Annotated in this window: 21 protein-coding genes; 5 read left to right on the top strand and 16 right to left on the bottom strand. The window is 66.2% G+C overall.

Going from position 1 to position 23,829, the window contains the following annotated elements:
• Nucleotides 1–2 precede the first annotated feature (2 nt).
• The 9 genes from KDB67_RS17445 to KDB67_RS17405 form a co-directional block, all read right to left on the bottom strand.
• Nucleotides 3–1,169: an MCE family protein gene (locus KDB67_RS17445; protein WP_291018277.1), complete on the bottom strand. Its 1,167-nt coding sequence runs from the start codon at nt 1,167–1,169 to the stop codon at nt 3–5.
• A complete protein-coding gene (locus tag KDB67_RS17440) occupies nt 1,166–2,173 on the bottom strand; it encodes an MlaD family protein (protein WP_291018276.1) in 1,008 nt (335 codons plus the stop codon). The genes KDB67_RS17445 and KDB67_RS17440 overlap by 4 nt, the downstream gene beginning before the upstream one ends.
• An 11-nt stretch (nt 2,174–2,184) precedes the next feature.
• Nucleotides 2,185–3,375 carry an MCE family protein gene (locus KDB67_RS17435; protein WP_291018274.1) on the bottom strand — a complete coding sequence of 397 codons (1,191 nt, stop codon included), beginning with the start codon at nt 3,373–3,375 and terminating at the stop codon, nt 2,185–2,187.
• Nucleotides 3,376–3,378: 3 nt separating this feature from the next.
• A complete protein-coding gene (locus KDB67_RS17430) occupies nt 3,379–4,236 on the bottom strand; it encodes an ABC transporter permease (protein ID WP_291018271.1) in 858 nt (285 codons plus the stop codon).
• A 13-nt stretch (nt 4,237–4,249) separates the two neighbouring features.
• The gene (locus KDB67_RS17425) at nt 4,250–5,029 is read right to left on the bottom strand and encodes an ABC transporter permease (protein ID WP_291018268.1); all 780 of its coding nucleotides are present in this window, start codon (nt 5,027–5,029) and stop codon (nt 4,250–4,252) included.
• 180 nt (nt 5,030–5,209) lie between these two features.
• Nucleotides 5,210–5,401: a ferredoxin gene (locus KDB67_RS17420; RefSeq protein WP_291018265.1), complete on the bottom strand. Its 192-nt coding sequence runs from the start codon at nt 5,399–5,401 to the stop codon at nt 5,210–5,212.
• A 20-nt stretch (nt 5,402–5,421) separates the two neighbouring features.
• Nucleotides 5,422–6,606, bottom strand: coding sequence for a cytochrome P450 (locus KDB67_RS17415; protein WP_291018263.1), 1,185 nt, complete (start codon nt 6,604–6,606; stop codon nt 5,422–5,424).
• 3 nt (nt 6,607–6,609) lie between these two features.
• Complete coding sequence (locus KDB67_RS17410; protein ID WP_291018261.1) at nt 6,610–7,500, bottom strand: SDR family NAD(P)-dependent oxidoreductase; 891 nt, start codon at nt 7,498–7,500, stop codon at nt 6,610–6,612.
• 32 nt (nt 7,501–7,532) lie between these two features.
• Nucleotides 7,533–8,999, bottom strand: a complete 1,467-nt coding sequence (locus tag KDB67_RS17405; protein ID WP_291018259.1) for an aldehyde dehydrogenase family protein — start codon at nt 8,997–8,999, stop codon at nt 7,533–7,535.
• A 216-nt stretch (nt 9,000–9,215) separates the two neighbouring features.
• Here KDB67_RS17405 and KDB67_RS17400 point away from each other — a divergent pair, with 216 nt between their 5' ends.
• Nucleotides 9,216–9,875: a TetR/AcrR family transcriptional regulator gene (locus KDB67_RS17400; protein WP_291018257.1), complete on the top strand. Its 660-nt coding sequence runs from the start codon at nt 9,216–9,218 to the stop codon at nt 9,873–9,875.
• A gap of 2 nt (nt 9,876–9,877) precedes the next feature.
• Here KDB67_RS17400 and KDB67_RS17395 read toward each other — a convergent pair whose 3' ends face one another.
• A complete protein-coding gene (locus tag KDB67_RS17395; protein WP_291018254.1) occupies nt 9,878–10,714 on the bottom strand; it encodes an enoyl-CoA hydratase-related protein in 837 nt (278 codons plus the stop codon).
• 126 nt (nt 10,715–10,840) lie between these two features.
• Between KDB67_RS17395 and KDB67_RS17390 the strand changes: the two genes are divergently transcribed.
• On the top strand, nt 10,841–11,485 hold the full coding sequence (locus tag KDB67_RS17390) for a TetR/AcrR family transcriptional regulator C-terminal domain-containing protein (RefSeq protein WP_291018253.1): 645 nt from the start codon (nt 10,841–10,843) through the stop codon (nt 11,483–11,485).
• Between the two features lie 40 nt (nt 11,486–11,525).
• On the opposite strand, the gene KDB67_RS17385 is transcribed toward KDB67_RS17390, so the two are convergent.
• The 3 genes from KDB67_RS17385 to KDB67_RS17375 all read right to left on the bottom strand — a co-directional run bounded on the left by KDB67_RS17385 (nt 11,526) and on the right by KDB67_RS17375 (nt 14,059).
• Nucleotides 11,526–11,807: a hypothetical protein gene (locus KDB67_RS17385; RefSeq protein ID WP_291018251.1), complete on the bottom strand. Its 282-nt coding sequence runs from the start codon at nt 11,805–11,807 to the stop codon at nt 11,526–11,528.
• Nucleotides 11,789–12,979 carry an acyl-CoA dehydrogenase family protein gene (locus tag KDB67_RS17380; protein ID WP_291018249.1) on the bottom strand — a complete coding sequence of 397 codons (1,191 nt, stop codon included), beginning with the start codon at nt 12,977–12,979 and terminating at the stop codon, nt 11,789–11,791. The genes KDB67_RS17385 and KDB67_RS17380 overlap by 19 nt, the downstream gene beginning before the upstream one ends.
• A 105-nt stretch (nt 12,980–13,084) precedes the next feature.
• On the bottom strand, nt 13,085–14,059 hold the full coding sequence (locus KDB67_RS17375) for an alpha/beta hydrolase (protein ID WP_291018247.1): 975 nt from the start codon (nt 14,057–14,059) through the stop codon (nt 13,085–13,087).
• Between the two features lie 455 nt (nt 14,060–14,514).
• Between KDB67_RS17375 and KDB67_RS17370 the strand changes: the two genes are divergently transcribed.
• Entirely contained in the window at nt 14,515–18,375 is a 3,861-nt protein-coding gene (locus KDB67_RS17370; RefSeq protein ID WP_291018246.1) for a Pls/PosA family non-ribosomal peptide synthetase, read from the top strand.
• An 85-nt stretch (nt 18,376–18,460) separates the two neighbouring features.
• On the opposite strand, the gene KDB67_RS17365 is transcribed toward KDB67_RS17370, so the two are convergent.
• Nucleotides 18,461–19,291, bottom strand: coding sequence for an alpha/beta hydrolase (locus KDB67_RS17365; RefSeq protein ID WP_291018301.1), 831 nt, complete (start codon nt 19,289–19,291; stop codon nt 18,461–18,463).
• 107 nt (nt 19,292–19,398) lie between these two features.
• Between KDB67_RS17365 and KDB67_RS17360 the strand changes: the two genes are divergently transcribed.
• Nucleotides 19,399–19,980 (top strand): TetR/AcrR family transcriptional regulator, encoded by a 582-nt coding sequence (locus KDB67_RS17360; RefSeq protein ID WP_291018245.1) that lies wholly within the window; start codon nt 19,399–19,401, stop codon nt 19,978–19,980.
• Between the two features lie 24 nt (nt 19,981–20,004).
• On the opposite strand, the gene KDB67_RS17355 is transcribed toward KDB67_RS17360, so the two are convergent.
• Entirely contained in the window at nt 20,005–21,207 is a 1,203-nt protein-coding gene (locus KDB67_RS17355) for a Fic family protein (RefSeq protein ID WP_291018244.1), read from the bottom strand.
• Nucleotides 21,208–21,484: 277 nt separating this feature from the next.
• Here KDB67_RS17355 and KDB67_RS17350 point away from each other — a divergent pair, with 277 nt between their 5' ends.
• On the top strand, nt 21,485–23,179 hold the full coding sequence (locus KDB67_RS17350) for an AAA family ATPase (RefSeq protein ID WP_291018242.1): 1,695 nt from the start codon (nt 21,485–21,487) through the stop codon (nt 23,177–23,179).
• 96 nt (nt 23,180–23,275) lie between these two features.
• On the opposite strand, the gene KDB67_RS17345 is transcribed toward KDB67_RS17350, so the two are convergent.
• Nucleotides 23,276–23,701: a DoxX family protein gene (locus tag KDB67_RS17345; protein ID WP_291018241.1), complete on the bottom strand. Its 426-nt coding sequence runs from the start codon at nt 23,699–23,701 to the stop codon at nt 23,276–23,278.
• Between the last annotated feature and the right edge of the window lie 128 nt (nt 23,702–23,829).

Below are 23,829 nucleotides of genomic sequence, written 5' to 3'. Positions count from 1 at the left end.
CGCTAGCCACCTCCGGTGCGGCGCTGGCCAGTCGGACAGCCTGCGTCCGTGGCGATCTCGGTGCCACCGCGTTTGCGGGTGCCGGCGGGTGTGTTGGCTCCGCAGGTCACCGGGTAGGTGGTCTTGCCCAGTTTGCTGATGTCGATGCCCTTTTCCTTGAAGGCGGCGTCGATGAACGGCTGCAGGAATTGCCCGGGCAGCAGATTCATCACGTACGCGTTGAAGAACGGTCCCGAGGCCACCGACTCACCGAGCGAGGTGGCGTACTGCTGCAGCGGTTTGAGCGAGGCCTGCAGGTCCTTGCGGTGCTTGTCGAGGAGTTCGGCCACGCGGTTGAGTTCGGTGAGCGCGGGGCCCAGCTGTGCGTCGTTCTCGTCGATGAGCGCCGAGATCTGCCGGGTGACGGCGGTGATACCCGTGAGCAGGGTGTCGACGTCGTCGCGGCGTGCGGCGAGTGCGGAGAACAACGCGCCGCCGTCGAGCAGCATGCGATTGATCTGCGTGCTGCGGTCGGAGAGCACCGACGTGACCGATTCGGCGTTGTCGAGCAGGCCGCGGATCAGCTCGTCGCGCGAGGCGATGGTGCCCGAGAACCGGGACACCCCGTCGAGGGCGGTCCCCAGGTTGGGCGCGGTCTTGTCGAGGGTGTCGCTGAGGACGTCGATCGCCGAGGCGAGATCCTTCTTCTCCAGGTTCTTCGACGTGAGCGTCAGGTCACCGAGGGCGTCGGTGAGCAGGTATGGGGTGTCGGTGCGGTCGAGCGGAACCACCTCGTCGGCGCCCAGAATCCGCGACCCCCGCGATTGCACGTCCAGGTATTTGGTGCCGAGCACGGTGCGCGTCTTGATCGACAGCCGCGACAGTTCCCTGACCTTGACCCCGTCGGCGTGGAAGGTGATCTTGACGGCGGGTCCGTCGATGGCGATCTTCTCCACCTGACCGACCTTGACTCCCGCGACGGCCACGTCGTCTCCGACCTTGAGTCCGCCTGTGTCGCCGAACATTCCGGCATAGGTGCGGTGTGCGCCGAGCAACGGAACCTTGTCGTAGAACTGGGCCGAGGCCACCACCATGGCGGTCAGCAGCATTCCGATCAGGCCCGTGCGGAAGGTACGCGAACCGGGGCGAGCGGAGCGACGGGAAATGTTGCCCGCATTGACGTTTCTCATAGCGGCGCGCACCGGCCCGCCCGCTGGCCGATGATGTCGATATACACCGGGTCGCCTTTCGGCCCGTTGACTTTCAACGTGGCATCGCAGAGATAGAAGGTGAAGAAGGCGCCGTAAAGTCCGAGCCGGCTCAGCGCGCGATAGCTTTGCGGCAGTTCACCGAGCAGCCTGTCGACGTAGCCGGAGTTACCGTTGACGGCCTCCGAGAAACGGCGGACCTGGGTGACGTCCTCGGCGATGGCCGGCCGGCTCTGATCGAGCAGGCTCGCCACCGACCGGCTGGCTCGCGACATGCTCGCCACCGATTGCGCGATGCGGTCGGACTGGGCACCGAGCCCACTGATCAACTGCTGCAAGGAATCCACACCCTGATCGAAGGCATCGTTCTGCTTTCTGACGGTGCTCAGGACGCCGTTGAGGTTCTCGATCACCGAACCGATGAGCTGATCCTCGTCGGCGAGCCGTTCGGTGGCCTGCCCGATCTGGCGCAGTACCCGACCCACCGACGAGCCCTGACCCTGGAAGACCTCGATCAGCGCCTGCGAGATGCCGTTCACGTCCTGCGGGTCGATCGCCTTGAGCAGTGGCCGGAAACCGCCGATGAGGGCGTCGAGGTCGAGCGCCGGACTGGTCCGATCCCGCGGGATCGTTGCGCCAGAACGCAATTCGTGCGGGTCTCCGGGTCCGTCGGAGATCTCCAGGTAACGATCGCCGATCAGGTTCTGGTACTTGATCGTTGCCCGGCTGCCGCCGTTCACACGGACCGCCGAGTCGATGGTGAACGACACCAGCGCCCGCTCGTCGTCGACCACCTTCACGCCGGTGACCCGGCCCGCGTCGACGCCGGCGACCCGGACCTTCTCGCCCTTCTTCAACCCCGACGCGGAGCTGAATTCGGCGCGGAATCCGGTTTCGTCGCCGAAGCGGAACTGTCCGAACACCACCACCAGCATCGCCAGGATCACGACCATCACGACGGCGAAGATCCCGAATTTGATTGCCACACCGCGAACGCTCACCGGCCACCCCCGGATGTGATCTGGCCGACCATGTACTGGATGAATGCCGGTGTGCCGGCCTTCAATTCGGTGGCGTAGGCGGTGCTGGCACCGGTGTCCATCACCAGATACGGCGCCGGATAGTTGGTCCGCGTGATCTGCGAGTAGCAGCCGGGCGAACCCTTGGGCCCGCCCTTGGCATTCACCTTGGGCAGATTGTCCGGATACCGGTAGGCGTTGTCGCCCAGCAGGAGTGCGACATCGAGATCGAGCGAATAGCCGTTGTTCTTGCCGCCGAACCGGCCCATGCCGTAGTCGAGGTTGTAGGTGGCCTGATCGGCGACACACTTGAACTCGGGCGAATACTTGGCCAGCAGTTCAGTGGTGGGCACCAGCAATCGGGAGGCATTGACGAACCGGGATCCGCTCGCGCGCAGCAGGTTTGTGCCCGAATTGCCCAGACCGATCGCCGAGGTGAGCAGTCCGTCGAGGTTGTGCTCGTTGTCGCGCACCGTCGTCGCGGTCACGGTGGCGTTGTCGAGGAGATCGAGGAGATCGCCGGCGGCGGAGTTGTAGACATCGGTGACCTTGGTGGTGAGAGTGGTGTCGCGCTCGATCTGCCGCCACAGCGGATTGATGCCGCGCAGCACCGCGTCGGAATAGCTGATGGTCTCGCCGAGTTCGCCGCCGCGCTCGCGCAGACCCCCGGCGACGGCACCGAGCGTGGCGTTCAGTTTGGCCGGGTCGACGGCCTGCATCACGCCGAGCAGATTCTCGAACAGAGTGTTGACCTCCGTGGCGACATTCACCGACTCGATGGTGGCACCGGAGGAGATCGTGCCTCGTCCTTCCGGCAACAGCGCAACATATTTGGCGCCGAATGCGGTGGATGCCTTGATCTGTGCCTTTGTGCCGGCGGGGATCTCGGCGAAGCTCTTGTCGTCGATGTCGAGGGTCAGCGATGCGGTGTCACCGTCGGTGCTGACCTTGGACACCGAACCGATGGTGACCCCGTGCATCTTGACCTTGGCGCCGGGCGCCATCACCAGCCCGGCGCGGTCCGATTCGACGACGAGCGATCGGGTCTTGTCGAATCCGCCGCGGAAGGAGTACAGCGACACCAGCGCACCCACCACCAGGACGGTGATCATGACCAGCCCGGCCACGAAGTAGTGGGGTTCACTGCGATGGGAACGTTCCTGCGCCACCGGTCATCCCGCCAGGTTGAAGTTGCCGGACGTGCCGTACACGGCCAGGGACACCAGCAGGCACACCACCACCACCGCCACCAGCGACGACCGGACCGCACGACCGACGGCCTCGCCGACGCCCGCGGGTCCGCCCGTGGCCATGTACCCGTGGTAGCAGTGGATTCCCATCACGACGATGCCCATCGTGACGGCCTGCATGAACGACCAGATCAGGTCGGCGGGCCGCAGGAAAGTGGCGAAGTAGTGGTCGTAGACACCGGCCGACTGCCCGTTGATGAAGATCGTGTAGGTCCGCGACGCCAGGAACGACATGAGCACCGCGATCGTGTACAGCGGGATGATCGCGATCACCCCGGCCACCATCCGCGTCGACACCAGATACGACATCGACCGAATCGCCATCACTTCGAGCGCGTCGACCTCCTCGGCGATCCGCATCGCACCGAGCTGGGCCGTCGATCCGGCGCCGATCGTTGCGGCCAGCGCGATACCGGCGGTGACTGGTGCCGCGATCCGCACATTGATGTAAGCGGCGAAGAATCCGGTGAGCGCCTCGACCCCGATGTCGCCGAGTGAGGCGAAACCCTGAATGGCCAGGAGAGTGCCCGCCGAGAACGTCATGAATCCGACGATCACGACGGTGCCGCCGATCACGGCGAGGGCCCCTGTGCCCATACCGATCTCGGCGATCAGCCGGATCGCATCCTTGCGGTATCGGAGCATCGCGTGCGGAATCTGGAACACCGCGTCGCGATAGAAGATGGCCTGGTGGCCCACCGACCGGACGCCGCTCACCGGTTTGCCCAGTGTCTTGGCCGCCCGCGGGTATCGGGCGTTCAACACCGATATCGAGGTCATTTACTGCTCCTTCTCACCCTGCGGTCACCTTCACCCCGACCGCTGTCAGCACGACATTGACGGCGAACAACGCCACGAATGCGTACACGACCGTCTCGTTGACCGCGGTACCCACACCTTTGGGACCGCCGCTCACGGTCAGACCCCGGTAGGAAGCCACCAATGCGGCGATCAATCCGAACAACCCCGCCTTCACCTCGGACAGGATCACTTCGGGCAACCCGGTGACCAGCGTCAGGCTCGACACGTAGGCGCCCGGGGTCACATTCTGCACGTACACCGAGAAATAGAAACCACCGACCAGGCCGATGGCCACCACCATGCCGTTGAGCAGCAGCGCCACCAGACAGGAGGCGACCACTCGCGGCACCACCAGCCGATGCACCGGGTCGATGCCCAGCACCCGCATCGCGTCGATCTCCTCGCGGATGGTGCGGGCACCGAGGTCGGCGCAGATCGCGGTGGCACCGGCACCGGCCACGATCAGCACCGTCACGAGCGGGCCGATCTGGGTGACCGAGCCTAGTGCGGCGCCGGCGCCCGAGAGGTCGGCGGCGCCGAACTCCACCAGCAGGATGTTGAGCGTGAAGATCACCAGCACGGTGAACGGCAGCGCCACCAGCAGGGTCGGCACGAACGCCACCGTCACCAGGAACCATGCCTGACCCAGCGCCTCTCGCCAGTGAAAGGGCCTGCGCCCCAACGCCCGAAGCGTATCGAAGCTGAGCTCGAACAGCCCGCCGATCGCCGCGACGGCGGCCCGCGCCTGACTTGGCTTCGTGTGCGTCGTCACGGCAGCGGACGGGGGATGAGCAGGTTCGCGATCATTGTCACGAATTGCTCGATCTCGTCGACGAAATCTAGATGCACCGGATCAAACCTCTTCGTTCATTCACATGCCGCTGGGCCGGCGGGGTCGGCTGGTAGGGGTCTCGGGGTCACTGCGTGGACGGACAACTCAGGGCGGAAAACATCACTCGACGATCACCAGCGCCTGCTCCGGGCAGGCACTGACACCCTGCCGGATGGGCGCCTCGTCCCCCGGACCGATCTCCCGATCACCGAAGGTAGAGTAGCCGTCGTCATCGATGGGAAACAGGTCCTCGTTCACCGCGAAGCACTGCGCATGCCCGACGCACCTGTCGGGGATCAGCTTGGCTCTCATATCGGGCACATCCTTCCCCGTTACACCGATACCGGAATACTCGTCGCGGTCCGAACGGCGACGTTGTCGTAGGTGAGCGCCGACAGGTCAAGGTCGTACTCGGGCAATATCCGCAATGTCTCCCCCACCGCCACCTTCAGTTCCAGCCTGGCCAGGTGCGACCCGATGCACCTGTGGATGCCGCTGGCGAACGCCATGTGGCTGAGCTTCTCACGATGAAAGTCGACGCGGAGCGGATCGGCGTGATAGGTCGGGTCGACGTTGGCCGCGGCCCAGAAGGCGTTCACCTGGGTGTCGGCCGGCACGATCAGACCGTCGCCGAGGTCGATGTCGGTCTGCGGATACCGCATTCCCGAAGGTACGGGAGACTCGAACCTCACCAACTCCTCGATGGCCACCCGCAGCAGATCCGGTTCGGTGACGAGTTCGGCCCGCCGATCAGGATTCTTGCCGAACCAGGCGAGAATGCACGAGAGCGACGCGGTGACCGTGTCCAAACCGGCGAACAACAGCAGGAAGAGCACATTGATCAGGTCGAACTCGTTGATCGGTTCGCCGTCGAACTCTGCGCGCATCAGGTTGGCGATCACGTCGTCGTATTCGTCGAGGCGAGTGCGCTTTTCCTTGAGGAAGGTATCGAAGTATTCGAGGAGTTTGCCGCCGGCCACCGCCATGTTGGCGTCGATCTCCTCGGTGGTCTCCCCCTTGGGATGGATAATGCCTTCCTTGAATTCCAGGAAGAATTCCAGATCCTCCAGGGGTGCACCCACCAGGCTCAGGAATGTCTGGCACGGCAGCGGAGTACACAGCAGATCGTTCAGGTCGCCTCCGCCGTCCGCGCGGACGCCTTCGAGGATTCCCCGCGCCAGTTCGCGGATCTGCTCCTCCATGAGGCCCACCCGCTTGGGCGAGAACATCGGGTCGAGAACGCGGCGCCACTTGCGATGGTCGGGGCCGTCGATCTCCAGCGGGATAAGCCTGCCGTCGTGTCCGAAACTCCCTCCGCGACCGCCGTTTCCGAGAACATCGGGGTGCTTGTTGACCGCGAGGATGTCCTCGTGCCGATAGAGATGCAGTGCGCCGTCGATGTATTCGGCACGCACATCACGTGCTTTGGCCATGTAGACAAGCTGCGGGTCGTGCAGGTCCTTGACCTGCTGCGAGAGCCCGGAGATACGCGGATCGAAACGTGTGACGGTATCCATTGCCTACCTTTCGATCTCGTTGCGGAGCTCGTCCGGGATCGCGCCGGAGGTGATGTCGTCGCTCTCACCGGTGTCGGTGGGGAACACGATGGACGTGCGGGCGAACTGGCCGCCGTCCGCCGACGCGATCGACTGTCCGGAGGTGTACCGCGACTCGTCGGAGACCAAAAACAGTGCGAGATAAGCGTTATCGCGGATCACCGGCGGGGTGTCCACGCGCAGCGGCATGGCCCGGTTGTCCGGATTCCACGGCGCCATCTCCTCGTACGACTTACCCAGCACCTCGGCCTCGGGCGGCAGGGCGAAGTTCACCGACATACCGTGCGTGGGGCAGATCGCGTTGGCGCGAATGCCGAACTTGCCGAATTCCAGCGACGCCGCACGCACCAGACCGTTGACCGCGGCCTTCGATGCGGTGTACATCGGGAAACCGGGGTAGGCGGTGAACGATGCCGCCGACGAGGTACCCAGCAGCGTGCCGGGGCGCTTGTTATCGATCATCCAGCGGGCCGCGGCACGCCAGGCCAGATAGATGCCGGTGGTGTTGACCGCGAAGATGTTGTTCCAGTCCTCAAGTGAGGACTTGTGCAGCGGCTGCATCCCGAAACCTGGTTCGGGAACACCGGCGTTGCCCCACATCACGTCGATGCGACCGTAATGATCGACGGTGGTGGCCACCAGATTGTCCATGTCGGCTTCCGACCGCACGTCGGCGTCGATACCGATTGCGGTGCCTCCGTTCTCGACGATCTCCTTGGCCACGGCCTGGGCCCGGCCGGGTACCACGTCGCTGACCACCAGCGTCGCGCCCTCGGCCGCGAACAGCAGCGCCGATTCGCGGCCCAGACCCGAACCGGATCCGGTGATGGCGATGACCTTGTCTTTCAAGCGCATTGAGCTACGTCCTTCTTCTCAGGTCCGTCGTGTTAGTGGCTGGGGCTGGCGATCGACTTGATACGCAGGTACTCCCGGAAACCGGCGATGCCGTGTTCGACGCCGTCGCCGCTGATCCCGTAACCGCCGAACGGGGCGTCGGGCGAGAGGTAGAAGGAGTTATTGATGTTGACGGTGCCCGCGCGCAGGCGACGCGCGACGGCCCAGGCCCGTTCCTCGTTCGTCGACTGCACATAGCCGGACAGTCCGTATGCGGAGTTGTTGGCCATCCGCACGGCCTCCGAATCGTCGCCCTCGTACCGCAGCACCGACAGGACCGGGCCGAACACCTCGGTCTGCGCGATCTCCGAGTTCTCGTCGACATCGACGAGAACCGTTGGCTGATACCAGAATCCGCGTTCCTGTTCGCCGCGCTTGCCGCCGACGAGCAGGCGGGCACCCTCGGCCTGGGCGCGATCGACCAGACCTTCCATGCGCTTGAGCTGTTCCTCGCGGATGATCGGGCCGACCAGGTTGACCGGGTCGTTGGGATCGCCCCATGGGATGTTGCCGACGATGTTCTCGAGCCGTTCGAGCACGGCGTCGTAGACGTCGGCATGCACGATCATGCGGGTGGCCAGCGCGCAGCCCTGACCCGAATTGGACAGGCACATGGCCACTCCCAGACCGCAAGCCATATCGAGGTTGGCGTCGGGCAGGATGATGTTGGCCGACTTGCCGCCCAGTTCCAGTACGGTGTGCCGGATTCCGGTGGCAGCGCGTTCGGCGATCCGCTGCCCCACGCCGGGCGAGCCGGTGAAGTGGTACAGGTCGATGCGCTGGTCGGCGGTCATCGCATCACCGACGATCGCCTTGTCCGACGAGCTGAGCGCGGCGAACGCGCCGGCCGGGGTGTCGGTGGCATCGCGCAGGACCTCGGCCATCAGGGCCGCGGTGAGCGGGGTGTCGGGGGCGCTCTTGAGGATCACGGCGTTGCCGGTGGCCAGGCCGTGATGGGTCTTCCACAGCGCGGTCATGAACGGGGCATTCCACGGGGTGATGGCACCGACCACGCCATAGGGCTCGTAGCGGACCTGCCGCTCACTGAGGTTGCCCATCACCTCATACGGACCGAGATCCTCTTCCCAGGGGAAATCGGTGATCAGGTTGTTGAAGTAGTCCATGCCCTCGATCATGAATCGCACATGCGTCCACATGTTGGCGCGCGCCACCCCGGCCTCGGCGACCATGATGTTCTCGAATTCGTCTGCGCGAGCACGCAATCCCTCCTGGAACTGAACCATGCAGCGCTTGCGGAACTCATGATTGGTCGTCCAGTCGGAGGTGTCGATGAAGCGGCGTGCCGCGGCGATCGCGTCGTCGACGTCCTCGACGCCTGCGTCGGCGGCCTCGGCGACCACGGACTCGTCGGCGGGGTTGATGATCGGATAGCGCTTACCCGAGCGGGCCTCGCGGAACTCGCCGTCGATGAACAGCCGGCCTTCCAGCGGTGCGGACATGGTGCCTCCTGTGGTCGTCGCGTCCCCAGCGCACGACTCGGTTACCCGCGGCCGGTCCGGGACTGTTGTCCGGGGCCGGCTCCGCGCGGGTCAAGGCTTCGGGCTGGTGTGATCTGAATCTCTGCAATCATTTAACTGTAAAGACGCCGCCACGTCAAGGGAGTGACACTCCCTTAATGTTCCGCGTATTGCGCCGCAGCATGACAAGATGGGGTGATGCCCGATACGTCCGCTCCCGAGAAAGCCGTTGCGCACAGTCCGCGTAAACGCCGTTCAACAGCGCAGGTGCGGTCGCTGATCACCACGGCCGCCTACGATGAGTTCGCCGAGCACGGCTTCGACGGCACCAGCATCCGCGCCGTCGCCGAACGCGCAGGCGTCACCGAATCCACCGTGTTCCGCCACTTCAGCAGCAAACCTGCGCTCTTCGAAACGACGGCGGTAGGTCCGCTGGTGCAGTTCATGTACGAGTTCGCGGCCAGTATCGCCACCCATCCCGACGAGAATCCGGCCGCGGTCACCCTCCGGTTCGTCTCCGGCCTGTACGACCTGTGCACCGTCAACCGGCGCATCCTGGTGTCGCTGGCGGCGCAGCCACACGAGACGGCCGACCAGCGCGAGCCCGCCTTCGACGCCTGCGCCAGGGCATTGGTCCGCGGCATCGAAACCTACATCGCCGAGAACGACCAGGCCACGCCGGTCGACATTCTCGACGCCGTCCGGATGGCGCTGGCCCTGGTACTCGGTGCCGTACTGAGCGACAACGAGCTGTTTCCGGCGGAGGCCGACCCCGCCCGCATCAAAGCGATGCTCAGTCAGTTCGTCCTCATCGGCGCCGGATACCAGCAGCCATCAGCCAGCGGCCAGGGCCGGTAAGGCTACCTCTGGCCGGTGGAGGCGCTGCGGGCGGCGAATGCCCGGACAGCGGCCTTGTGTTCGTCGCCGTCGGCGCACGCTCGGTAGCGGACCAGTTCGGCGTCCATCGCGGCGGCCAGATCCAGGTGCCGGGCCTCGCGCAGATTGGCCTTCATCGCACCGATGGCCTGCGCCGACGATCCGGCGAGCTGTCCGGCGATGCCGCGGGCGGTCGCTGCCACCTCGTCGTCGGGGACGAGCCGATTGAGCAGTCCGAGGCTCAGTGCCTCGTCGGCGCCGACACGTTCGGACAGCAGCATCAGCCGGGTCGTCTGCCCCGCGCCGAGCAGGTCGCGCAACTGCCAGGTCACGCCGAAATCGCCGGGCAGGCCGATCTTGATGAATGCGGTGGTGAAGAACGTCGACGGGCAGCCCACCCGCAGGTCGCAGGCCAGTGCGAGGCCGAATCCGGCACCGGCCGCCGCGCCGGGCATCGCCGCGATCGACGGGGTGTTCATCGACCGCAACTTGCCGACGATGCCGGTCTGCCTGCGGGTGCGATTGTCGAACCAGTCCTGCACGCTGTCGTCGCCGACCGGCACGTCGCCGCCGCGCTGGGCGAACGCCTTCACGTCGCCGCCCGCACAGAACGCCCGCCCGGCGCCGGTGAGGACGAGGGCCCGCACTCCGGTGTCCGCGTCGACGTCGGCGAGGACACCGATCAGGATGTCGATCATCTCCGGGGTGAGGGCGTTCTTGGCGTCGGACCGGTTCAGTGTGACCGTGGCGACGGCGTCCTCGAGGCTCAACAGCAGGTCGTCGGTACCTGTGTCGATGTGCTGCGACGATCGTTCGGACACGCCTTCTCCTTACCGTTGCCCCTCCGGTATACGGGACCGGTCCGAGAATAGCCGAGTCCGGTTGTGAGCAGGGATACTCTCCCATCTGCGCCGCAGGTCAAAACCGGCGTCGGTACACTCATGTCCGTGGCGAGACCCTCGAAACCCCTGATCAGCCGGGAGGCCGCGGTCGCTGCATGCATCGAGATCATCGACACCGACGGCCTCGACGCGTTCAGCCTGCCGCGCCTGGCCAAGCACCTCGGCGTGCGCGCCCCCTCGCTCTACCATCACTTCGCCGACAAGAACGAGATCCTCACCGAGGTGGCCCGCGACATCGCCGGCTGGTCCGTCGTCCGGCCCCGCATGAATCCGGGACCGGACTGGCCCGAGTACTTCGTGGCGCTCGCACTCAACTTCCGGCAGTCGGTGTTGCGCCACCGCAACGCCGCACCGATTCTGCTGCAACACTTTCCGCGCGAGCTGTTCGTCTCCACCTACGAGCGCACCGCCCGTTTCCTGCTCGATTCGGGAGTGCCCAGCGAACTGCACGTCCAAATCCTCGACGGCATGGAAACCCTGTCGGTGGGCGCGGTGCTGATGGAGGCGATGCGGCCGCCGAGCCGCAAGTCGACGATCTTCCCCAACGTCGACGCCGCGTCACAGCCCCTGCTGACCGACGCGCTCGCCGCCAACGAACTCAGCCAGAAACAGCTGTTCGAGTCGATGGTCCGCAGCTTTCTGCACGGCATCGTCCGCGACAACAACCTCGAACAGTTATTCAGTGCCTGAGTGTGCGGTGGTGACCAGGGGTATGGGACGGGAGTCCTTGTCAGTCGTCCTCGTCGTCGTCGCCGCGGCCAGGGGGCGGATTGCGGGGTGTCGGGGCGGGGGCGAGCTTACGTTTGCGGAACTGTAAGAACACCATTGCCAGGTTGACCACGATCATCGCGATGCCGACCAGGCCCCAGCCCCAGCGGCCGTCGGCGAACCAGCCGATCGACAGATAACCGACGCAGCCGATGAGGATGATCGAACCGGCGATCGTCATCGCCATCGATACACCGGCGGCGGTGCGCTGCATCTCCGAATAGGTCACCGAAACGCGTCCCATCCGGTGAGTGCCTTACCGATCATCAGCTGGTGCATTTCGCTGGTCCCCTCGTAGGTGAGTACCGATTCGAGATTGTTGGCGTGCCGGATCACCGGATACTCCAGGGTGATTCCATTGGCGCCCAACAGGGTTCGGGATTCACGGGCGATGGCGATGGCCTCTCGGACGTTGTTGAGTTTGCCGAGGCTGATCTGTTCGGGCGCGATCTTGCCCGCATCCTTGCGCCGGCCCAGGTGCATGGCGAGCAGGAAGCCCTTACCCACTTCCAGTGCCATGTCGGCGATCTTGGCCTGGGTGATCTGGTAACCGGCGAGCGGCTTGTCGAACACCTCGCGGGTACCGGCGTAGTCGATGGCGGTCTGCAGGCAGTCGCGGGCGGCGCCGACCACACCGAACACGATGCCGAAGCGCGCCTCGTTCAGGCAGCTCAACGGGCCCTTGAGCCCTTCGACGCCCGGCAGCATCGCCGACGCGGGCAACCGCACGTCCTCGAGGACGATCTCGCCGGTGATCGACGCCCGCAGAGACATCTTGTGCTTGATCTCCGGTGCGCTGAAACCGGGGGTGTCGGTGGGGACGACGAAGCCGCGCACACCGCGCGCACCCTCGGCGAGGTCGGTCTTGGCCCACACCACGGCGACGTCGGCGACGGGTGCATTGGTGATCCACATCTTGGCGCCGTTGAGGATCCAGTCGTCGCCGTCGCGTTTGGCCGCGGTGCGCATCCCGGCCGGGTTGGAGCCGAAGTCGGGTTCGGTGAGGCCGAAACAGCCGATGGCCTCGCCTTTGGCCATCCGCGGCAGCCATTCCTCGCGCTGCTCGTCGGAACCGAACGCGCGGATCGCATACATGGCGAGGGAGCCCTGCACGGACACGAAACTGCGCAGACCGGAGTCGACGGCCTCCATCTCCAGGCACGCCAGACCGTACGCGACCGCGGACGTGCCGGCGCAACCGTAACCCTCCAGGTGCATACCGAAGACGCCGAGCTCGCCGAGTTCGAGAGCCAGCTCGCGGGCCGGCAGGGTACCGTCCTCGAACCACTGCGCCACATGCGGGCGCAGGCGTTTGGCACCGAAATCGGCGACGGTCGAGGCGATGGCTCGTTCCTCGTCGTCGAGCAGGGCGTCGAAGGCGAACAGATCGGCCACACTGCGCGTGGATGCGCTCATCGGATCCTCCTTGATCAGCTCACGTCCAGGTCAACAGAACGGCCGTGGCGGGAAAATGGACACACCAACTATCGCAGCCCGACCATCCGAGCGTCAGCCCGTCTGTTAAACCGCCTGTTCGCCACGGTCCTCGGCCTCCCGGGCCGCCCGGACCGCCGCGGTCGCGAACTCCGACGTCAACCGCACCGCCTCCCGCGACTCCGGCAGATCCTCGATCAGCATCGGGAAGGCATGCACCTGCCAGGAGTAACTGTGCAACTGGACTTCGACGCCGGCCGCGAGCAGCCGTTCGGCGAGGATGATCGCATCCGGTTCGAGCAGCTCGTTCTCGGCGGTGATCAGGATGGTCGGCGGGAACAGCAGCGGATCGACGTCGACGACATTGCGTTTACCGGCCAGCGCGATCGGGCCCCGATCCAGCAGTGGCACCAGTGCGCGCATCTTGGCGATCGACAGATACGAATCGGACCGGCTGGAGCGGTCCGGATTGGTGTCGGCATCCAGATCCAGCCACGGCGAATAGCCGATCCACGCCGTCGGCGACGGTAGCCCCGCACCGCCGGCCAGCTCGATGACCTTGCCGCACAGGTAGCCGCCGGCCGAATCACCAGCGATGACGATGCGCCGGAAGCCGCGTTCGGTGAGCAGTTCCCGGTACGCGTCGAGGGCGTCGGCGACCGATGTTCCGACGCCCGCCTCCGGGAGCTGGCGGTATTCGAGCGCGAACACCGGCAGCCCGGTGGCCCGCGACAACCGGCCGGTAATGCCGCGATGGGTACCGATCCCGGCCACCACGAACCCGCCGCCGTGCAGATAGAGGACCGCGGTGTCGCAGTCGCCACGGCTCGGCCTGGTCGGCATCGTCAGCTCGGTGCGGCGACCGCCGAGCGTCACCCACTCGGTGACCACCCCGGCCGGCGACGGCGCCTTGTCGGTGATCTTCGCGTCGAGTTTGGGCAGGATCGCCATGGTGGTGTTGGTCAGCGGCCACAGTGACAGCAGCGGGCGCAGTGTGAGACGCAAGAACAGGAACACGAAGTAGGAGCGCGCACTTGGATGCCCGTGACGGGTGATCGACATCGTTGTCCTCTCGCCCGGCGGTGCGGGCCGTCGCTATAGTGCGCCCGGCATCTGCCCGCCGACCGCAACCCCCGCCGCTGAACCTACACGGCAGTACGCATGTGGGGATGTCGTCTCGTCAGGTGTCGCGCGTCACCGGACCCTTCGAGACGCTCGCTCGTACCTCGCATCGCCCTCAGGGATCAAGAGGGTGATCACCCTCTGAAAAGCCACCCCTGGGCACCAAGAACCGTGACCACCCTCCCACACGACCACCTTCTTGATCCCTGAGGCCGAAGCGACGTAGGAGCGAGGGTCTCGAAGGGTCCGGCGACGTTGCGCACCTCACGCAACCACCTCTGACGGCCGCGGAAATCGGTGGGTGAACAGTGATCGTCTTGAGCCACGGGGCACCCGGCCGGGCGATATTCTCTCCTGGTGACGAACGTAGGCGATGCATGAGCCAGACTCCGGGCATGAACCAGATTCCGGAGCACTATCTGCTGTCCGGACAGGCGAGCCCGCCGCGCACGCTGTGCGACATACTGGACGCCACCGCCACCAAGCATCCCGACGCCGCCGCCATCGATGACGGCGACACCACCCTGAGTTACCGCGAACTGCTGGCCGTGGTGCGGCGCACCGCCTCCCGGCTGCGCGACGCCGGGGTGCGGCGCGGGGGCCGCGTCGGGATCCGGATGCCGTCGGGGTCGCGGGATCTGTACATCGCGATCCTGGGCACCCTGTACGCGGGCGCCGCCTATGTGCCGGTGGACGCCGATGACCCGGAGGAACGCGCGACGCTGGTGTTCAGGGAGGCCGCGGTCGGCGCGCTGATCACCGCTGACGGGATCACAGCGCATGGCACGCCGACTGCCGATGAGACCGGTGACGGCCGTCCCACCACCGCCGACGACGCGTGGATCATCTTCACCTCCGGCTCCACCGGCACCCCCAAGGGTGTGGCCGTCACCCACCGCAACGCGGCCGCGTTCGTCGACGCCGAGGCGCGGCTGTTCCTGCAGGGTGACCCGCTCGGACCGGGTGATCGGGTGCTGGCCGGGCTGTCGGTGGCGTTCGACGCCTCGTGCGAGGAGATGTGGCTGGCCTGGCGCAACGGTGCATGCCTGGTCCCCGCCCCGCGGGCGCTGGTACGCAGCGGCATGGACCTGGGTCCGTGGCTGGTGCAGCGGCAGATCAACGTCGTGTCGACCGTGCCGACGCTGGCGTCGCTGTGGCCGCCGGAGGCGCTCGAAGCGGTGCGGCTGCTGATCTTCGGCGGCGAGGCCTGCCCGCCCGAGCTAGGCGAACGCCTGGCCGTCGACGGGCGCGAGGTGTGGAACACCTACGGTCCCACCGAGGCGACGGTCGTCGCGTGCGGGGCGTTGCTCGACGGCAAAGGTCCGGTGCGGATCGGGCTGCCGTTGCAGGGCTGGGATCTGGCCGTCGTCGACGCCGACGGGCACCCCGTCGCCGAGGGCGAGGCCGGTGAGCTGGTCATCGGCGGTGTCGGTCTGGCGCGCTACTTGGATCCGGCCAAGGACGCCGAGAAATACGCGCCGATGCCGTCGCTCGGCTGGGAGCGCGCCTACCGGTCCGGCGACCTGGTGAAGCTCGAATCGGAAGGGCTGCTGTTCCAGGGTCGCGCCGACGACCAGGTGAAGGTCGGCGGCCGGCGCATCGAACTCGGCGAGATCGACAATGCGCTGCAACAACTTCCGGGTGTCGGCGGGGCTGCGGTGGCAGTACGCAAGTCGGCGGCCGGAAACTCTTTGCTCGTCGGCTATCTGGTGTCTACAGACCCGGATTTCGATGTGGCACAAGCACATCGGCTACTGACCGAGCGGCTTCCGGCGGCGATGGTGCCGCGGCTGGCACTCGTCGACGAACTGCCCACTCGCACCTCCGGCAAGGTCGATCGGGCCGCCCTGCCGTGGCCGCTGCCCGGCGTCGCCGCCGACACCACCGGCCTCAGCGAAACCGAACAGTGGCTGGCCGGATTGTGGACCGACGTCCTCGGGATGCCCGTCGCCGATGCCAACGCCGACTTCTTCACCGAGGGCGGCGGATCGCTGTCGGCGGCGCAACTGGTGACCGCGATCCGTGCCCGGCATCCCGAGATCACGGTCGCCGACCTGTACGACCATCCGCGCCTGGGTTCGCTGGCTCAGCATCTCGATGAGAAGCACGCGCCCCAGATCATCGAGGAACGGTACGTCCGCCCGACGCCGCGGTCGGCGGGGCTGGCGCAACTGCTGCTGTCGATACCGCTGACCACCCTCACCGGGCTGCAATGGGCCACCTGGCTGGGTGTGGTCAACAATGTGGCCGCCGAAGTGGTCGACGCCGCCGACCGGCACGTCGACTGGCTCGTCACCGCCCCCTGGTGGCTGGTGATCCTCGCGTTCTGTGTGTTCATCACGCCGCCCGGCCGGATGGTCATCGCTGCCGCCGGATCACGCGCACTGCTGCGCGGGGTCGGGCCGGGTGACTATCCGCGCGGCGGCAACGTACACATCCGGCTGTGGGTGGCCGAGCGGCTCCTCGAAGCCAGCGGCGCCGCCAACCTGTCGGGAGCGCCGTGGATGATCCACCTCGCCCGGGCGCTGGGCGCGAGCATCGGGCACGGCGTCGACCTGCACACCATCCCGCCGGTCACCGGGTTGCTGACCGTCGGCGACGGAGCCTCGATCGAACCCGAGGTGGACCTGACCGGCTGGTGGATCGACGGCGACATCGTCCACATCGGTGCGATCGTCATCAAACGGGGTGCGACGATCGGTGCCCGGTCGACGCTGATGCCGGGTGCGGTGATCGGTCGCGACGCCGAAGTCGCGGCCGGGTCGGCGGTGTTCGGTAAGGTCAAGGCCCGCCAGCAGTGGGCCGGATCACCGGCGAAGAAGGAGGGCAAGGCGTCGCATCCGTGGCCCGACCAGCGGCCGGCGCGGCGCGCCTGGTGGGTACCGCTGTACATAACATCGTCGTTCTTCCTGGCCGCGGTGCCGCTGATCTCTCTCGGCGCGGGTCTGGCCGTCATCGGTACGTGGGCGCTGTACACCGACCGGCTGCGCGATGTGATGGTGCGTTCACTGATCCTGCTGCCGGTGGCCACGTTGACGTCGCTGGCGGTGTTCGCGCTGATCACGCTGGTATCGGTGCGGCTGCTGTCGTTCGGGATGACCAAGGGCTACCACCCGGTGCGATCGCGCGTCGGGTGGCAGGTGTGGTTCACCGAACGGCTCCTCGACTCGGCCCGTACCTACCTGTTCCCGCTGTACGCGAGCCTGCTCACGCCCATCTGGTTCCGGGCGCTCGGGGTGAAGGTGGGCAAGGGTACCGAGATCTCCACCGCGCTCGTGCTGCCCAAGTTCACCACCATCGACGACGGTGCGTTCCTCGCCGACGACACCATGGTCGCGTCCTACGAGTTGGGTGGCGGCTGGCTGCACATCGACGACGCGAAGGTGGGTAAACGGTCGTTCCTCGGAAACTCCGGCATCACCGGGCCGGGCCGTAAGGTACCGAAGAACTCGCTGGTCGCGGTGCTGTCGGCGACGCCCGAAAAGGCGAAATCAGGGTCGAGCTGGCTGGGTAGTCCACCCGTCCGGCTGCGTCGCACCTCCGCTACGGGTGACACCTCCCGTACGTTCGATCCGCCGACTCAGTTGAAGGTGGCGCGCTCCATCATCGAGACGCTACGGCTGATCCCGGTGATGGTGTCGTTCGGGCTCGGCATCTTCATGTTGCTCGGCCTGCAGTACATCGCCTTCCACACCAATATCGTCGTCGCCGGGGCGGTCAGCGGCCTGCTGCTGCTGGTGGCCGGTGCTTCCGCCTGCTGTATCGCCGCGGCCGCGAAATGGCTGGTCGTGGGCAAGATCCCGGTGTCCGAACAACCGCTGTGGAGTTCGTTCGTGTGGCGCAACGAGCTCTCGGACGCATTCGTCGAAACCGTCGCCGCGCCCTGGTTCGCCAACGCCGCCACCGGCACCCCGGTGCTGAATCTGTGGCTGCGGATGCTCGGGGCCAAGATCGGCCGCGGAGTGTGGTGTGAAACCTACTGGCTCCCCGAAGCCGACCTGGTGACCCTCGGCGACGGCGCCACCGTCCAGCGCGGCTGCGTGGTCCAGACCCACCTGTTCCACGACCGCGTCATGGCGATGGACCACGTCACCCTGGAAGCCGGCGCGACCCTGGGTCCGCACTGCGTCGCCCTGCCCGCATCGGGCCTGGGCGAATCGGCCACCGTCGGCCCCGCATCCCTGGTGATGCGCGGCGACGTCGTCCCCGCCCACACCCGCTGGCAAGGCAACCCCATCGCCCCCTGGAACGGGTGATCCGTTCCCGCGTCGCTAATTTCGTCGCGCTTATCGGTTGTCGCGATATCCGATAAGCAGGACGAAGTCTGCGACGCGGGAAGGCCTATGAGTGGAGGAAGGTGCGGAGGGCGGCCGCGAGGTGGGCGGGCTGGTCTTCGGGGATCAGGGTGCCGGAGTCTTCGATCTCGATCAGGTGAGCGTCGGGAAGGAGGTCTGCGAGGCGGCGGCCGTGGTCTTGCGGCATCATCGCGTCCTGGTTCGCCCAGACGACCAACGCCGGCTTGGTGAAGCCGCGCAAGCTCTCCGACCATTCCAGCAGCGTCTTGGCCGGCGGGGTGCCGGTCGCGAACGCGCGCAGGTCGCGGCGGATCGCCGGGTCCAGGCGCGCCGGATCGAACCAGGTGTCGAGGACGTCGTCGGGGATGCGGGTGCGGCTCACCGCACCCCAGGCTCGGCGGTTGTGCCGGAAGAACGACGTCCGCAGCAGTTGCATGAGCAGCCTGGCACCGCCGGGTACCCGGCACAGTAGTTCCGCCGGCCGAGCCTGTGGTGGCGGGAAATTGTCGAACGCCTCGCACGCCACGAAAACCAATCGCCCGACCCGCCGGTCGAGATTCTCCGAGACGATGAATTGTGCTCCACCCCAATCGTTCATGACGAGGGTGACGTCGTCGACATCGAGGGCGTCGAGGAAATCGGCAAGTATCGCGACCTGACCGCGATGGGTCAGATCCGTTCCCGGTTTCATCGGCGATCGATGCGCACCCATCGGCAAAGTCGGTGCGATGCAACGGAACTGGTCGTCGAGAAGCGGTATCACCTTGCGCCACTGGAGATGATTCATCGGGAAGCCGTGGGTGAACACCAGTGCCGGGCCGTCGCCGCCGGTGTCCTGGTAGTCGATCGGTCCGGCGGGGACCTCGATTCTGCTCAGCTCGATCGCAGCCATGCGGCCCACCTCACTCGGGAGTTGAATGATTGTTCTAGAACGATCATTCAAGCATACTGATCGTCGTACGTCGAGACCCGTGAAGGATGGACATGGCAGCCGACACCAGAGCGCGCATCGTGACCGCGGCCGGCGAACTGTTTCGCCGTCAGGGATACGCGGCCACCGGGCTGGCGCAGATCGCGACCGCGTCCGGCGCGAAGATCGGCTCGATCTACCACTTCTTCGCAGGCAAGGAGGCCCTCGCGACCGAGGTGATCGCGACGAGCGGGGCCGCATACGGCGCCTACGTGCTCGGCATCCTCGCCGACGGTCCCACCGACCCCGCCGAAGCACTCGCCTACACCTTCAACCGCGCCGCCGACGATCTCGTCGCCTGCGACTACGCCGACGCCTGCCCCATCGCCACCCTCGCCGCCGAGGTCGCGAGCACCAACGACCCCCTGCGGCAAGCCACATCAGAGGTGTTCGGCACCTGGCTCGACGGCCTCACCCTCTGGTGCACCCAGATCGTCGACCCCCCCGCCGCCAGCGACCTCGCGACCACGATCCTGGCAACCCTCGAAGGCGCCTTCATCCTCTGCCGCGCCCGCCGCGACCCCGAACCCCTACGAGCCGCCGGCCGCTCCCTCGCCACCCTCGCATCATCGACGCATGAGACTCGCGCGTCGTGAACTTCGTCGAACGCGGAAGTGGGGTCAGATGGCGACGTCTTGGCGCCAGGAGGGTGACAGGCGGAAACGTAAGGGGCGCTTCGTGACTGTCTCGATGATGCCGGCGTCTACCGGCTGCTCGATCCGTTTGCGGACGAACTGTTTCGACTTGCCTGCCGCGGCGGCGATCTCGTCCAGCGTGATCGCGCCGCCGGGACCGAACAAGACCGCCTGACCGACGATGAACACGATGTTCCGGGTGGGATCGTCCTCAAGCGGCAACTCCCCGATGACATCGGAAAGCCTGCGCAAGCCGGTCAGGCGATCTACCAAATCGGATTCCAGTCGGCTCTGCGCCGACGCGATGATCTCCAGCATCGCCACCACGAAAGGGGTGACATCACCACGGTTGAGCGGGTTCTCGACGTCGGCGAAGGCGCGGTAGTAGCGGTCCTTGTCGTCGGCGATGGTCGCCGACAGCGACAGCCAGGCGACCGGAGTCAGCGACCGGCTGAGTTCGACGGCCAGCAGGAAGCGCCCCGTGCGGCCGTTGCCGTCGTAGAACGGGTGGACGTTCTCGAAGATGAAATGGGCGACCACGGCCCGGACGAGCTGCGGGATCTCATCGTCGCGGGACTGCTCGAGCATCGTGGTCAGGCCCGCATTGATCGCCGATTCGGGAACGACCCCCGAATGCACAGCCTTCTGACCCGAGGTGATCGTGACCGGGCCCGTGCGGAACCGTTCACCGTCGGGAGCGTCCTCGTCGCGCACCTCACCTGCGGTCACCGAGTCGTATATCGACCGGATGTCATCAAGGTTCTCCGGACCGGTCACCGTCTCATCACCAAGGCTCGAGTACAGCCGCACCATCTCCTTGAACCGCCTGGTCCCGACGGTGTCGTCGTCCCGGAGCGCGTCGAGCGCCTCGCTGATCTCCTGGCGCGACGAGTGGACCGCCTCGATCTCGTTGGTGGCCTGGATCTCCTCGATGATCATCGACTCGAGGTAGTGCGCACGGGCCACACCTGGCAGCGCCGACCATTGGCCCCGGATCGTCGACTCCAAGCTCATGACGCGCTCGATGAGCACCGCGATCTCCGGTGTGATGAGGCAGAACATCGCGTGATCTCCGATGGAGAAGTCCCAGGTGACCGCGGCCGGTGACGTCCGGCGCGCGGCCTCCTCAGCATCGGCGGCCACCCGATCCTTGATGTGAAAAACTGCCTTCAGAGTGCGATACGACACCGACTACCTCCCCCTATTTGCTCTGAGTGCCAATCTAGACCAAATAGAGACCGAGATGGCGGGTGTATTTGATCTTGCGATCGGTGACGGAGCAATGTCGTCTCACCGGGTTTCGGTCGTCGGGCGACCTCGCGCCGCAACCGGTGGAGGGGCCGACGTTCCGCCCGAACGGGCGGTGGCGACGTTCTGTGACGTCGCTCAAATCGCGGCGTGTGGGGTTTGCTATCGCACATCGGTGACTTACATTGACCACAATCGCCGAACGAGCAAGGAAGGGATGGGTACGCACATGCGCGAGCAGAATCTGGCACGAACCGCGTGGTCGGCCGGGGCGCAGGCGTACCAATCCGGGCGCACCGCGTCCGCCACCATGCAGTTCGAACACGCCGTCGCCATCGACGACGGCATGGCCGATGCCTGGCTGGGGCTGCACGCGCTGTCGCACCGGCCCGACGAGGCGCTCGCGCAGATGGTCCGCCACTCCCACCGCTTCGGCGAGGAACGCCGCCGCGCCGACGTCGGCCTCGACTCCCGGTTCGTGATCGGACCGTACGTCACCTACCGTCTGAGCAGCCACGACGACCTCTGGTCGGCCGTCGCCGCATCGCACATCACCAACAAGGAACACAGCCTCGCCCACTCGGCCATCGCGCGCGTGACCCCGGGCACCGAACAATACATCTACCTGCGGGGTTACCACGCCTACGTGACGGGCGAACGCGACGACGCGATCGCCATGCTGCGCCGGGTCATGGGCCGCGACAAGTACCTCGACGCGTCCGCGCGACTGCTCAGCGCGATCCTGCTCGCCGAGGCCGGCGCGATGGCACCGGCCAAGGGCTACCTGAACTCCCTGCTCGAACAGGAATTCCTGCCGCAGATCCACGCCGAGGCGCTGCTGGTTCGGGGCCTGATCACCCGCGCCGAAGACGCCGAGGCCGCGGCGATGAACGACTTCCATCACGCATACGCGCTGCGCCCCGACCTGCCCGGCCTCAAAGAGGCGATGGCCGGCCGCGAGGCGACGCCCCGGATCGCCGTCACCCGGGCCACGGCAGCCGCCCCGGACACGTCCGCCCCCGTCGCCGAACCGGAGGCCAAGCACGCAGCCGACTCGGTCGACACCCTCGAAGCTGTACTCGCAGACCTCGACGGCCAGGTCGGGCAGGAATCCATCAAACAGCAGGTGCGCATCATCATGGCGCAGACCCGCGCCCAGATCGCCCGCCGCAACGTCGGCCTGCCACAACCCCGGACAACCGAACATTTCGTGTTCACCGGCCCGCCCGGCACCGGCAAGACCACCATCGCCCGCATCATCGCCCGCCTCTACAAGACGCTCGGCATTCTCGACGGCGGACACGTCGTCGAGGTGGACCGGTCCGGGCTCATCGGCCAGTACCACGGGCACACCGTCGCCCAGACCAAAGCCAAACTCGACGAGGCGATGGGCGGGGTGCTGTTCATCGACGAGGCGTACACCCTGCACACCGAAGGATTCACCGACGGCGACCCGTACGGCGCCGAGGCCATCGACACCATCCTCAAACGGATGGAGGACGACCGCGACCGATTCGTCGTGATCGCCGCAGGGTATCCCGAACCGATGCAACGTTTCCTCGACTCCAACCCGGGTCTGCGCTCACGTTTCACCACCACCATCGACTTCGCGGCGTACTCGGCGACCGACCTGGTCAAGATCGCCGACTCGATGGCCGCCGCATCGGGTGACCGGCTCACCCGCGACGCATACGGCGTGCTGGAGAACATCCTGGCCGTGCTCGACGCTCAGGGCCGTCTCAAGGATCCGTCGTTCGGCAACGCCCGGTTCGTGCGCAACCTGATCGAGAACGCGGCCCGGCAGCGCGATCTGCGCCTGTTCGCCGAGGTCGACGGCCTGCCCCCCGGTACCGACGAACTGACCACCATCACCTCCGACGACATCCGGGCCGCGGCGGGCGCGCTGCGCTGATCCCTCTGCCGACGGTGGTGGACATTGTCGTCTCACCGGGTTTCGAGACTCATCGCCCAACGACTCTTCGCACCTCGGCCGGCAGAGGGGACGGCGTCAGCCGTTGAGCTTCTTCTTGACCTTCGTGTACATCATGGTGCCCGCGGAGAACTTGCTGCCCTGCGCGAAAGTGATGGCCAGCAGGCCGGCGATGAGGGCCAGCGGATACTCGAAACCGCCCTCGGAGTTCCAGAAGCCGGCGTCGAGGTGGGAGAAGTAGATGGCGCCGGCGATGTCGACGATGAGCAGCAGACAGATGATCGGCAGGACCAGCCCGACGATCAGCGCGAGGCCGCCCAGCAGCTCGACCCACGTCGAGAACTGGGCCGCGTACTCGGGATACGGAATCCCCATCACATCGAAATCCCTTGTCACCTGACCAATTCCGGTGACGCGTAGCTTCTGCCAGCCGTGCATCACAAAAATGAACCCCAGGATCAGGCGCGAAACGAGAAGCGCGTACCCGTTGATGCCCTTGACCATCAGTCCTCCACTCCACCAATGCTGTGTCGAGAATATGCGCCACCACCGACACTCAGCCGCACCACACGCCCCATCCGACACAGCTAACGCACAATTCACCCGGCCGACAGCCCGGACACACCAGCACC

It is taken from the genome of Gordonia sp. (in: high G+C Gram-positive bacteria), assembly GCF_020438995.1.
In the GTDB taxonomy this organism is placed as follows: Bacteria; Actinomycetota; Actinomycetes; order Mycobacteriales; family Mycobacteriaceae; genus Gordonia.
This window is presented reverse-complemented; position numbering and strand designations above follow the sequence as displayed.

Coding starts and splice junctions, on each gene's coding strand:
- KDB67_RS17445 (WP_291018277.1), bottom strand. CDS start 1,169: ATGAGAAACGTCAATGCGGGCAACATTTCCCGTCGCTCCGCTCGCCCC.
- KDB67_RS17430 (WP_291018271.1), bottom strand. CDS start 4,236: ATGACCTCGATATCGGTGTTGAACGCCCGATACCCGCGGGCGGCCAAG.
- KDB67_RS17420 (WP_291018265.1), bottom strand. CDS start 5,401: ATGAGAGCCAAGCTGATCCCCGACAGGTGCGTCGGGCATGCGCAGTGC.
- KDB67_RS17415 (WP_291018263.1), bottom strand. CDS start 6,606: ATGGATACCGTCACACGTTTCGATCCGCGTATCTCCGGGCTCTCGCAG.
- KDB67_RS17410 (WP_291018261.1), bottom strand. CDS start 7,500: ATGCGCTTGAAAGACAAGGTCATCGCCATCACCGGATCCGGTTCGGGT.
- KDB67_RS17405 (WP_291018259.1), bottom strand. CDS start 8,999: ATGTCCGCACCGCTGGAAGGCCGGCTGTTCATCGACGGCGAGTTCCGC.
- KDB67_RS17400 (WP_291018257.1), top strand. CDS start 9,216: ATGCCCGATACGTCCGCTCCCGAGAAAGCCGTTGCGCACAGTCCGCGT.
- KDB67_RS17385 (WP_291018251.1), bottom strand. CDS start 11,807: ATGGGACGCGTTTCGGTGACCTATTCGGAGATGCAGCGCACCGCCGCC.
- KDB67_RS17380 (WP_291018249.1), bottom strand. CDS start 12,979: ATGAGCGCATCCACGCGCAGTGTGGCCGATCTGTTCGCCTTCGACGCC.
- KDB67_RS17375 (WP_291018247.1), bottom strand. CDS start 14,059: ATGTCGATCACCCGTCACGGGCATCCAAGTGCGCGCTCCTACTTCGTG.
- KDB67_RS17370 (WP_291018246.1), top strand. CDS start 14,515: ATGAACCAGATTCCGGAGCACTATCTGCTGTCCGGACAGGCGAGCCCG.
- KDB67_RS17360 (WP_291018245.1), top strand. CDS start 19,399: ATGGCAGCCGACACCAGAGCGCGCATCGTGACCGCGGCCGGCGAACTG.
- KDB67_RS17350 (WP_291018242.1), top strand. CDS start 21,485: ATGGGTACGCACATGCGCGAGCAGAATCTGGCACGAACCGCGTGGTCG.
- KDB67_RS17345 (WP_291018241.1), bottom strand. CDS start 23,701: ATGGTCAAGGGCATCAACGGGTACGCGCTTCTCGTTTCGCGCCTGATC.